Source organism: Streptomyces sp. NPDC018026 (assembly GCF_044327745.1).
Classification (GTDB): domain Bacteria; phylum Actinomycetota; class Actinomycetes; order Streptomycetales; family Streptomycetaceae; genus Streptomyces; species Streptomyces rubrogriseus.
Window position 1 is genome coordinate 676099 of record NZ_JBIRFY010000004.1, and the last position, 10844, is coordinate 686942.

The 10844-nt window shown below is 71.4% G+C and carries 9 protein-coding genes; 3 read left to right on the forward strand and 6 right to left on the reverse strand.

The genetic code is table 11. The annotated features are described in order from the left end of the window. Positions 1–110: 110 nt before the first annotated feature. A complete protein-coding gene (locus ACH4D3_RS17240) occupies positions 111–815 on the forward strand; it encodes a PH domain-containing protein (RefSeq protein ID WP_398322695.1) in 705 nt (234 codons plus the stop codon). Between the two features lie 65 nt (positions 816–880). Here the strand turns inward: ACH4D3_RS17240 and ACH4D3_RS17245 are convergent, their stop codons facing one another. The 3 genes from ACH4D3_RS17245 to ACH4D3_RS17255 all read right to left on the reverse strand — a co-directional run bounded on the left by ACH4D3_RS17245 (position 881) and on the right by ACH4D3_RS17255 (position 4302). After that, positions 881–2521 (reverse strand): phospho-sugar mutase, encoded by a 1641-nt coding sequence (locus tag ACH4D3_RS17245; RefSeq protein ID WP_398322782.1) that lies wholly within the window; start codon positions 2519–2521, stop codon positions 881–883. A 413-nt stretch (positions 2522–2934) separates the two neighbouring features. Beyond that, on the reverse strand, positions 2935–3771 hold the full coding sequence (locus ACH4D3_RS17250) for a purine-nucleoside phosphorylase (RefSeq protein ID WP_398322698.1): 837 nt from the start codon (positions 3769–3771) through the stop codon (positions 2935–2937). 93 nt (positions 3772–3864) lie between these two features. After that, positions 3865–4302, reverse strand: coding sequence for a gamma-glutamylcyclotransferase (locus ACH4D3_RS17255; RefSeq protein ID WP_398322701.1), 438 nt, complete (start codon positions 4300–4302; stop codon positions 3865–3867). A gap of 86 nt (positions 4303–4388) precedes the next feature. Here ACH4D3_RS17255 and ACH4D3_RS17260 point away from each other — a divergent pair, with 86 nt between their 5' ends. Then, a complete protein-coding gene (locus tag ACH4D3_RS17260) occupies positions 4389–5837 on the forward strand; it encodes an NAD(P)H-quinone dehydrogenase (protein ID WP_398322704.1) in 1449 nt (482 codons plus the stop codon). Between the two features lie 49 nt (positions 5838–5886). Here ACH4D3_RS17260 and ACH4D3_RS17265 read toward each other — a convergent pair whose 3' ends face one another. Together ACH4D3_RS17265 and ACH4D3_RS17270 are read right to left on the reverse strand one after the other, a co-directional pair. Next, positions 5887–7782 (reverse strand): hypothetical protein, encoded by a 1896-nt coding sequence (locus ACH4D3_RS17265; protein ID WP_398322707.1) that lies wholly within the window; start codon positions 7780–7782, stop codon positions 5887–5889. A gap of 129 nt (positions 7783–7911) precedes the next feature. Continuing rightward, complete coding sequence (locus tag ACH4D3_RS17270) at positions 7912–8574, reverse strand: hypothetical protein (protein WP_398322710.1); 663 nt, start codon at positions 8572–8574, stop codon at positions 7912–7914. Positions 8575–9146: 572 nt separating this feature from the next. On the opposite strand from ACH4D3_RS17270, the gene ACH4D3_RS17275 reads away from it, so the two are divergent. Further along, positions 9147–10133, forward strand: a complete 987-nt coding sequence (locus tag ACH4D3_RS17275; protein ID WP_398322713.1) for a DeoR/GlpR family DNA-binding transcription regulator — start codon at positions 9147–9149, stop codon at positions 10131–10133. Between the two features lie 117 nt (positions 10134–10250). On the opposite strand, the gene ACH4D3_RS17280 is transcribed toward ACH4D3_RS17275, so the two are convergent. Next, a partial coding sequence (locus tag ACH4D3_RS17280) for a biotin/lipoyl-containing protein (RefSeq protein WP_398322716.1) occupies positions 10251–10844 on the reverse strand: 594 nt, incomplete at its 5' end.

Consider the following 10844-nt stretch of genomic DNA (forward strand, 5'->3'; position numbering starts at 1 on the left):
CCAGACGAGCATATCTACGCGCGTAGCGGTCTGTACAGCCCCCGAGGGCTCGTCCGATGTACCGGCACCGCATGTGAGCGTCGGGCGGGGCGTCGGGCACAATCGGCAGCATGACCACCCCGGAGCCCCAGTCATCCTCGCCGCAGCCCTCGGGACCCGTGTCCAAGGACCGGGCCTACCGCTCGCCCGCGGGTATCTCCGGAGGCGTGCTGGTACTCGCCCTCGCGCTGTGGCTCGGTATCGACGCCCTGGTCGCGGGCGAGGGGGACACCCGCTGGAAGGCACTCGCGGCGCTGGTCTTCCTCGTGCCGCTCGTCGCCGCCTACACCGTGCGGCCCGCCGTCTTCGCCAACGACGACCGGATGCGGGTGCGCAATCCGTTCCGCGTGATCGTCCTGCCCTGGGCGCAGGTCGAGTCGTTCCGGTCCGCCTACTCGAACGAGGTCTTCACCGAGGGCGGCGACAAGTTCCAGCTGTGGTCCATTCCCGTCTCGCTGCGGGGGCGCAAGAAGGCCGCGCGGCAGGAGGACCGGCGGCTCGCCGGCGGTGCCGGTGGGCGCAGGCGCGGGAGCGTGCTCGGGGGCGTGGGGCAGTTCGGTTCGCGGGGCGGTGGCGCCGGGGCCTCGGGCGGCGAGGCGGACGGGCCGGTGCGGGCCGAGGCCGACAAGGTCATGGACGAGCTGCGGGAGCTGTGGGAGGCGCGGAAGGCGGCCGAGGGCTCGCGGGGCGGGGTGACCGTGCGGTGGGCGTACGAGATCATCGTGCCGGTAGTGGCGGGGGCGGTGGCGCTGGGGGTGCTGTTCGGGGTGGGGTGATGGGCGGGGTGATGGGCGGTGCGGGTGGGTGAGTGTGGCCGGGGGTGCCTCGCACCCCCGGCTTTTCAGATGCCCGCCGCCGTCGACAGGTCGTGCTTGAGGGCCGTCAGGAGGGCCGTCGCCTGCGACCTGGCTGCCGGGAGGCCTGCGTGCTCGGACACCGGGACGACCACCTCCAGGTAGCACTTCAGCTTGGGCTCCGTGCCGCTCGGGCGGACGACGACCCGGGCGCCGTCGAGCGTGTAGCGCAGGCCGTCGGTGGGCGGGAGGGTGTCCGTGCCGCGGGTGAGGTCCTCCGCGGTGGTGACGGGGAGGCCGGCGAGGGTTGCCGGGGGCTGTTCGCGCAGGCGGTGCATCGCGGCGGCGATGAGGGAGAGGTCCTCCACGCGGACCGAGAGCTGGTCGGTGGCGTGCAGGCCGTGCTCGACGGCGATGTCGTCGAGGAGGTCGAGGAGGGTGCGGTCGGCCTGCTTGAGGGTGGAGGCCAGTTCCGTGATCAGGAGGGCCGCGGTGATGCCGTCCTTGTCGCGGACGCCCTCCGGGTCGACGCAGTAGCCGAGGGCCTCCTCGTAGCCGTAGCGGATGTTCTCGACCCGGGCGATCCACTTGAAGCCGGTGAGGGTTTCGACGTGGGGGAGGTTCGCCTGCGCGGCGATGCGGGCCAGGAGGGACGACGAGACGATCGACTCCGCGAACGTGCCGTGCGCGCCGCGGGTGACCAGGTGGGCGGCGAGGAGGGCGCCCACCTCGTCGCCCCGGAGCATGCGCCAGCCGGTGGCCTCGGCGGCGTCGGGTACGGCCACCGCGAGACGGTCCGCGTCCGGATCATTGGCGATGATCAGGTCGGGGGTCGTCTCCCTCGCCGTCGCGAAGGCGAGGTCCATCGCGCCGGGCTCCTCCGGGTTGGGGAAGGCGACGGTGGGGAAGTCCGGGTCGGGGTCGGCCTGCTCGGTCACGAGGGTGGGGCGCGGGAAGCCGGCTCGGGCGAAGGCGGCGAGGAGGGTGTCCTTGCCTACGCCGTGCATCGCCGTGTAGACGGTGCGGGCGGTGCGGGGGGAGTCGGGGGCGAGGACGGCGTCCGTGCGGGTGAGGTAGGCGTCGAGGACGTCGTCGTCGAGGGTCTGCCAGCCGGTGTCCGGGCGGGGGACGTCGTGGAGGGTGCGCACGGCGTCGATCTCGGCGGCGATGTCGGCGTCGGCGGGGGGCACGATCTGGGAGCCGTCGCCGAGGTACACCTTGTAGCCGTTGTCGCGGGGCGGGTTGTGGCTGGCGGTGACCTCCACCCCGGCGACCGCGCCGAGGTGGCGGATCGCGAAGGCGAGGACGGGGGTGGGGAGGGGGCGGGGGAGTACGGCCGCCCTGAGGCCGGCGCCGGTCATGACGGCGGCGGTGTCGCGGGCGAAGTCGGCGGACTTGTGGCGGGCGTCGTAGCCGATGACCACCAGGCCGTCGTGGTGGCCCTGCTTTTTGAGATACGCGGCGAGGCCTGCGGCGGCGCGGATGACGACCGAGCGGTTCATGCGCATCGGGCCGGCGCCGAGTTCGCCGCGCAGGCCCGCGGTGCCGAACTGGAGGGTGCCGGAGAAGCGTGCGGTGAGCTCGGCGTGGTCCTCGGCGTCGATGAGGCGGGCGAGTTCCGCGCGGGTGTCCGCGTCGGGGTCCTCGGCCAGCCATGCCTTGGCTCGTGCGAGGAGGTCGTCTTGCACGTCTTGCACGTCGGTCAGCCTCTCGGGTGTCGGTGGCACGGGTGCCTGCGGCGGCCTGTGCGGGTTCGGTGGGGGTGCGCGTGGCGCGGTGCGTGCGGTGGGTGGGTCGGGGCCGCGCCGGGGGGTGTCCGTCCTCGGAACGGCGCGGAATCGGTCGGCTACGGGGGTGCGGGGCGTTGACGCGCCAACCGCTGCGGGCGGACACCCCCCGACACGTCCCCTTCTCGCCGTACCTACCGAGCTGCGGGCAGTCGCCACGCCGCCCCAGCTGCGGGCAGTCGCCATGCCTCCTAGCTGCGGGCAGTCGTGCCGCTGGGGCGGCACGGGTGGGCGCAGCGGCACCCCGCAACGCCGGGCCGCGTCCCCCCCCCGTCCGTACCCGCGCCGGGTACCGGGAGTCGCTGGGCCTCCGTCTACAGCCTGCCCAGGACCTGGGTCAGCAGCTTCCCCATGCGCGCTGCGGAGTCGCGGCCCGCCTGGAGGACCTCCTCGTGGTTGAGGGGCTCGCCCGTCATGCCCGCGGCGAGGTTGGTGACCAGGGAGATGCCCAGGACCTCCGCGCCGGCCTCGCGGGCCGCGATCGCCTCCAGGACCGTCGACATGCCCACCAGGTCGGCGCCGATCACGCGGGCCATGCGGATCTCGGCCGGGGTCTCGTAGTGCGGGCCGGGGAACTGGGCGTAGACGCCCTCCTCCAGCGTGGCGTCGACTTCCTTGCACAGCGCCCGCAGGCGGGGCGAGTAGAGGTCGGTGAGGTCGACGAAGTTGGCGCCGATGATGGGGGAGGTGGCGGTGAGGTTGATGTGGTCGCTGATCAGGACCGGCTGGCCGGGGCGCATGCCCTCGCGCAGGCCGCCGCAGCCGTTGGTCAGGATGATCGTCTTGGCGCCGGCCGCGACGGCGGTGCGGACGCCGTGGGAGACGGCGGCGACGCCGTGGCCCTCGTAGTAGTGGGTGCGGCCCAGGAAGACCAGTGCGCGCTTGTCGCCGAGGGTGTACGAGCGGACCTTGCCGCCGTGGCCCTCCACCGCGGGCTTGGGGAAGCCCGGGAGGTCGGTGACCTGGAGATCGGCCTCGGGGGCGCCCAGGGCGTCCACGGCCGGTGCCCAGCCGGAGCCCATCACCAGGGCGACGTCGTGGGTCTCTGCGCCGGTGAGTTCGCGCAGGCGGGCCGCGGCGGCGTCGGCGGCGGCCCTCGGGTCAACTGGGGTGGCGCCCTGGATGTCGTCCGGAAGAAGAGATGCGTTCACGCGAAGAGCGTAGCCGGTTTGTGGCTACGCGCGTAGATGGCGGAGGTCACGGGATGGGGGTTTTTGGGTTGGATGTTTTGACGAGGGTGGTCCTCAGCAGGGGCGTTTGCGGAGTTCCATGACGTAGTCGTGGGGGGCGCCGGACGATTCGGCGGCGTCCGCGATCTCGCCCAGGTAGCGGGCGGAGGGCAGGCCGCCCTCGTAGCCGTTCAGGACGTAGGTCCAGGCACCCTCCTCGCCGTCGAGGGTGTGGATGCGGACCCGGGTGCGGCGGTAGATGTCCAGGCCCACGCCCTCCCAGCGGTCCAGGGAGTCCTCGTCCATCGGGGCGATGTCGTAGAGGGAGACGAAGACCTGGGAGATCGGGTCCTCGACCAGGGTCGCGAGGGCGCCCTCCCAGCCCATGTGCTCGCCCCCGAAGGTCAGCCGCCACCCGTTCAGCCAGCCGGTGGCGCGCAGCGGCGAGTGCGGGGCGCGGCGGGTCATCAGCCGCGCGTCGAGGTTGCCGGCGTAAGCGGCGTAGAGCGACATGAGGGGAAGGGTACGGCAGGGGTGTCGGGCATCGGTGTCGTCACGGTGGTGGCCCCGGGCGGCCTCTCGTTGAAGGGTGCGGGACAATGGGGTACGTGACTCGGATCGTGATCATTGGTGGCGGACCCGGCGGATACGAAGCGGCGCTGGTGGCCGCTCAGCTCGGCGCGGAGGTGACCGTCGTGGACTGCGACGGTCTGGGCGGGGCGTCGGTGCTGACCGACTGCGTGCCGTCCAAGACCCTCATCGCCACGGCTGAGGTGATGACCACCTTCGACTCCTCCTACGAGGAGCTGGGGATCATCGTCGCCGACGACACTCCGCCCATGGAGCAGGCCGCCCGGGTGGTGGGCGTGGATCTGGGCAAGGTCAACCGGCGGGTGAAGCGGCTCGCGCTGGCGCAGTCGCACGACATCACCGCCTCCGTGACCCGCGCGGGTGCGCGGGTGATGCGGGGGCGCGGGCGGCTGGAGGGCATGCAGGGGCTCGACGGGTCGCGCAAGGTCGTGGTGCGGGCCGCCGACGGGAGCGAGGAGACGCTGACCGCCGACGCGGTGCTCATCGCCACGGGCGGGCATCCGCGCGAGCTGCCGGACGCGCGGCCCGACGGGGAGCGGATCCTGAACTGGACCCAGGTCTACGACCTGGAGGAGCTGCCCGAGGAACTCATCGTGGTGGGGTCCGGTGTGACCGGTGCCGAGTTCGCCGGGGCCTACCAGGCGCTCGGGTCGCGGGTCACCCTCGTGTCGTCGCGGGACCGGGTGCTGCCGGGTGAGGACCCGGATGCGGCGGCCGTTCTGGAAGACGTGTTCCGGCGGCGTGGCATGAACGTCATGTCGCGGTCCCGGGCCCAGTCCGTCAAGCGGGTGGGCGACCGGGTCGAGGTGACGCTGTCGGACGGGCGTGTCATCGGCGGGTCGCACTGCCTGATGGCCGTCGGTGCCATTCCCAACACGGAGGGGATGGGGCTGGAGGAGGCGGGGGTCCGGCTCAAGGACTCCGGGCACATCAAGACCGACCGGGTCTCGCGGACCTCGGCTCCCGGCGTGTACGCCGCCGGTGACGTCACCGGCGTCTTCGCGCTCGCCTCGGTGGCGGCCATGCAGGGGCGGATCGCCATGTACCACTTCCTCGGCGACGCCGTTACGCCGCTGAATCTGAAGACCGTGTCCGCCAACGTCTTCACCGACCCCGAGATCGCCACCGTCGGGTACTCGCAGGCCGACGTGGACGCAGGCAAGATCGACGCCCGGGTGGTGAAGCTGCCGCTGCTGCGCAACCCGCGCGCCAAGATGCAGGGCATCCGGGACGGATTCGTCAAGATCTTCTGCCGGCCCGGTACCGAGATCGTGGTGGGAGGTGTGGTGGTGGCGCCGAGGGCCTCGGAGCTCATTCATCCGATCTCGATCGCCGTCGACAACAACCTGACGGTCGAGCAGATCGCCAACGCCTTCACCGTGTATCCCTCCCTGTCGGGCTCGATCGCCGAGGTGGCACGGCAGCTGCACACCCGAAAGGCCGGCGGGGAGGGCTAGCGGTGTACACCGGCCCGGCAGGAGCCGGACGGCAGCTCGCGGAGAACGCTCAGTCCTCCTCTCGTACGTACTTGTCGATGTTCTTGGACAGGCGCCCGGCCGTCTTGGCCGCGTCCCGCCATTTGTCATCGGTCAGCGAGTCGTAGGGCGGGTCCTTCAGCTCCCGGAAGTGTTCGAACGCGTCCCACGCGGCCCGCACCGACTCGAAGAGGACCTTCTCGGGCTCCTCCGCCGCGGTGACCGGCGTGGTCACGTCCTCCTTGAGGACGCGTTCGCGAAGCCAGTCGTTGTTGTACGACGGTGTGTTCGCCTTCGCGTCGTCGGGCAGCTCGTTGCCCTCGGGGTCGAGCCTGGGGAAGGGGCGGTCCTCGCGAGAGGCCCGGACCGTGGCCATGAGCTGCTGGATCCCCCACTCGCTCTGCATCATGCGGCCGATCACCACGGCGGGCTGCCCTCGGTACCGGGCGGAACCCCGGTCCACGCCCAGCCCGCCCAGGGCCAGGAGGGGGACCACACCACGGGCGGCGACCTCGTGGCAGTGGGAGCCCGGGCTGCCGTCGTGGACCTCGGCCAGCGCCTTCTCCTCGAGTTCGTCCAGGCTTTCGTCGTCGGGGCGCGACACGACGTCCCAGTCGCCGCCCACGTCCGCCCACAGGGCATGCACGGCGGCGTTGCGGGCGCGTTCCAGGTACGGGCCGTCGTAGCCGGAGAAGGAGCGCAGCGCCAGCTCGATCGCCGGGCGGGAGCGGTTCTTGGCGGAGAACGCCTTGGCACCGAGCGTCTCGTTGAGGACCTTGCGACGGGCGGAGTCGGGCGAGGTCATGAGACGGATGAGCCAGGCGCAGCGCTCGTCGCGATGCCGGCTGAGCCCCAGGGTCTCCGCGACCTGCGTCAGGTCCTCCCGGCCGAGTGCGTAGACGAGCTCGGTGGGGTTGATCATCCCGTAGTCCGCGAGCGTGTTCACCGCGCGTTCGGCGAGCAGGGTTCCCTGAGCCTCGGCGGAGAAGGACCTGGGCTCGATGTTCTGCGCGCCCAGGGCCAGGTTCAGCGTGCTGGCGTACGTCGGATCGGCGCCCTGGGGGTGCCCCGGAGCGTGCGCGTCCCAGCCCCATCCGACGATCAGGTCGGCCTCGGCGGTCAAGGCGTTCACCGCGCTCTCCACGGAGAACAGCCGTTCATGATCCGGCTCGGGCGTGATCACGAGGGCGCTGACGTCGGCGTTCAGTCCCTTCAGGAAGCGCGTGAGCCACTTGCGCTGCCCCTCGGGGGTGACGGCGACGATCTCCGACTCGGTCAGACCGAGGACCCGGTGTGCCGAGGCGGTACGGGACGTACCGTCGACCACACCGACGGCGGGGCGCGGTGGAGCGTCGGTGAAGCGATATTCCACGTGCCCCGCGAGCAGGGGCATCAGAATGCCGTTGCGCCGGATGTCGGCTTCCCAGGAGTTCTCCCGCCGCACGAAGTCGGCGTTCTCGTCCAGCGCGGTGGCGACCGCCTGCCGGGTGCCGCGGTAGACGAGTGACGGAATGGTGCCGGCGGAGTCCGGCGCAGCGAGTGCCACCTTCGTCGTCGCCCCCGCGGAGACCTTCGGGTCGGACAGATACGTCTGCCCGACGACGAACCTGCCGTTCGTCGCGTCGACGAGGAGCAACGGTGTCCACACGGTGGCACGCAGGAGGTGCAGGACGCGTCCGCCGCGCACGCGCTGGGACCGTATCTGGGTCGGGCGGACCGCCCTCGGGTCCACTGCGACGCCGAGCAGCGCGGCCGCCGACTCGGCGGTGTGCGTCGTACCGCTCGGGTGCTCGACGATGCGCTCCGCCGCGGAACGGATCGACCTCAGATCGCGAACCTGCAGGTCCCGAAGCCGGTCGGTGAGAACGCCGACCCGGTTGCGGTATTCGTCTTCGGGCAGTTCGTAGGGGGTGTCGACGTCACTCATTCGTGGTTGACCTTCCGCTTGACCCCCGGCGGGCGGGGAGGCAGAGTGGATGTGTTGCCGACCCCAGGAGGGGCCGGAAGTGGGGCCAGGCCATCCGCCGGACGACGGACGCCTGGCCTTCGCGCTTTCTCAGCGGGGACCCGACCTGATCGCGGGCGTATGCGGCGTACCGCAGGCCCCGCAGGTCAGCACGGTGCCCTTGCTGCCCTCCAGAGCCTTCTCCCAGTGGGCACATGTGCCGCCCATCGCGGCGTTGTACGCCCCGGCTGCGATGTCGGCCGCCCACAGCGCGTGCTCGTCGCCACCGGGGGCGTGATGTACCCGCAGACTCGGCGGCAGTATGCCGGAGCGCCGCAGTCCGGCCAGCGAGGCCACGTCGGCCCGGTCGCGGTCCGGGCCCCGCGACTCGAACAGGGCCCGTCGCACGGAGCGGCGGGCCAGGTCCAGCAGCAGGGTTTCCAGCGCCTTGCGGCGGGCGCGTTCCTGTTTGTCCTGGCTCATTCCGCACCAGGTGGCGATGACGATGTCCGCATCCAGCGCGGCCAGCCCGTCGGCGGCCAGCGCTCGGCGCGCCGCGGACTCGTCCCGCCAGTGCAGCTTCTTGCGCTGTCCGGGCAGCCGGAGTCCGGTCATCCGCTCACGTACGGCGGGCAGCGCGCCCAGTGGCACGATCACCGAGGACAGCAGGTAGACACCGGACGTGGCGGTGTCGCGACGCATGGATTCGTCGCACAGGGCGATGGTTGCCGTCTCCGGCGCGTCCGGAACGGTGTACGGGCGGGCGGCATGCATGTCAGGTCTCCTCGGAGCCGTTCGGCTCTACGCAGGAGGTCGGCCGCCAAGGTCTCGTCTTCCTGCACTCCGTCGCGTGAGGGCGCTCGGCGCTCGCGCGTTCCAGTGGGTGGACCGGTTCGTCGTGCGCCTACGACAAGCCCGACAGGAGCGGTTCTCTGGGGAACCGGTCGGCCGGGCGTGAAGGAGAGGAGATCTGACCGGGCGGAAGCTCGTGGCTCCGGCGGTGGGACGTCTTCCCGCGTACGAGGTATGCGATCCATGATGCTGTGCTGTTGTGGTCAATTACCGTACTGGCAGGCGCGCTTGTCTGACAAGCGTGAACGGAGTCACGCTTGCGTGGCCTGTGATTGACGTTGTTTCAGGCGACAACTGGGCCTGAGCAGTGGGGAAGTGATGCGTGGGATGGCCTGAAGGCGACTTCCGTGGTCACGGGGAGTCATGGCGCTTGCGAGCGGCATAGGCGGCCGGGGTAGGCCCGTATACCACTTCCGGTGGTGGCATGCGAACAACTTCTGTTATTCGGCGCATACTGCTGAAAGCAGACGGTCGTTGGGGTTACTGTCAGTTTCGTGTTCGCTGCAGAACGTCGCCAATTGATCCTCGAAATGGTGCGAGCGAACGGGGCCGTGTCGCTCCGTGAGCTCGCCCGCGTCGTCCAGACCTCCGAAGTGACCGTACGGCGGGACGTGCGCGCACTGGAGGCAGAAGGACTCCTCGACCGCCGGCACGGCGGTGCGGTACTGCCGGGCGGGTTCACGCGAGAGTCCGGCTTTCCGCAGAAATCCCATCTCGCGACCGCCGAGAAGACGGCCATCGCCGACCTCGCCGCGGGCCTCGTCGAAGAGGGCGAAGCCATCGTGGTGGGGGCGGGTACGACGACGCAGGAGCTGGCCCGCCGGCTCGCGCGGGTGCCCGGGCTGACCGTCGTCACCAATTCGCTGTTGGTGGCCCAGGCCCTCGCCCATGCCAACCGGGTCGAGGTGGTGATGACCGGAGGCACGCTCAGAGGGTCCAACTACGCCCTGGTGGGGTCCGGGGCCGAGCAGTCCCTCCAGGGGCTGCGGGTCTCCAAGGCCTTCCTGTCCGGGAGCGGGCTGACCGCCGAGCGGGGGCTGTCGACCTCCAACATGCTGTCGGCGTCCGTCGACCGGGCGCTGGTCCAGGCGGCCGCCGAGGTCGTCGTCCTCGCCGACCACTCCAAGCTGGGTACGGACACCATGTTCCAGACCGTGCCCACCGATGTCATCACCCGGCTGGTCACCGACGAGTCGCCGGGCCACGACGACCGCGCCGCCACCGAGCTCCAGGCCCTGGCCGACCAGGGCGTGCAGATCGCCGTGGCCGGGGCGTCGGGGGGTGGTACGGCGAACGGCACCGGGGCCTCGGGGGCCTCGGGGGGTGATTCCGTGGGGCGCCAGCAGCGTCGGGACGTGCCGCTTCCGGGGCCGCGCCGTCAGGTCCCGGGTGCGGGCGCGGGGTTGCGGTCTGCCACCGCCCTGGGTGAGCAGGGGGGCGGGACGGAGCGGGCGCGCGTCGCCGACATGCGTCGCCGGTAGGGCCTCGTCCGGCGGGCAGTGACATCCGTTCGCGGGCAGTGACAGGGGCGCCCGGCGGACCGTGTGAGGTGGTCCGTCGGGCGCCCCTGTCGTGGTGCGGGACTTGTCAGTCCTTGATCAGTCCTTGATTTCGCAGATGGGGGCGCCGGAGGTGAGGGAGGCGCCGACTTCGGCGGTGAGGCCCTTGACGGTGCCGGACCTGTGGGCGTTGAGGGGCTGTTCCATCTTCATCGCTTCGAGTACGACGATGAGGTCGCCTTCCTGGACTTCCTGGCCTTCCTCGACGGCGATCTTGACGATGGTGCCCTGCATGGGGGAGGCGAGGGTGTCGCCGGAGGCGGCGGGGCCGGACTTCTTGGCCGCGCGGCGTTTGGGGCGGGCTCCGGCGGCGAGGCCGGTGCGGGCCAGGGACATGCCCAGGCTGGAGGGGAGGGAGACTTCCAGGCGTTTGCCGCCGACCTCGACGACGACCGTTTCGCGACCGCTCTCTTCGTCGGCCTCGGTGTCGGCGGGGGTGGTGAAGGGCTTGATCTCGTTGACGAACTCGGTCTCGATCCAGCGGGTGTGGACGGTGAAGGGGGTGCTGGAGCCGGTGAGTTCGGGGGCGAAGGCCGCATCGCGGACGACGGTGCGGTGGAAGGGGATGGCGGTGGCCATGCCCTCGACGGTGAACTCGTCCAGGGCGCGGGCGGCGCGCTGGAGTGCCTCGGC

Excerpts from the sequence above, each read along its gene's own strand:
- ACH4D3_RS17240 (WP_398322695.1), top strand. The coding sequence starts at position 111 with ATGACCACCCCGGAGCCCCAGTCATCCTCGCCGCAGCCCTCGGGACCC.
- ACH4D3_RS17270 (WP_398322710.1), bottom strand. The coding sequence starts at position 8,574 with ATGCATGCCGCCCGCCCGTACACCGTTCCGGACGCGCCGGAGACGGCA.
- ACH4D3_RS17265 (WP_398322707.1), bottom strand. The coding sequence starts at position 7,782 with ATGAGTGACGTCGACACCCCCTACGAACTGCCCGAAGACGAATACCGC.
- ACH4D3_RS17260 (WP_398322704.1), top strand. The coding sequence starts at position 4,389 with ATGGGGTACGTGACTCGGATCGTGATCATTGGTGGCGGACCCGGCGGA.
- ACH4D3_RS17255 (WP_398322701.1), bottom strand. The coding sequence starts at position 4,302 with ATGTCGCTCTACGCCGCTTACGCCGGCAACCTCGACGCGCGGCTGATG.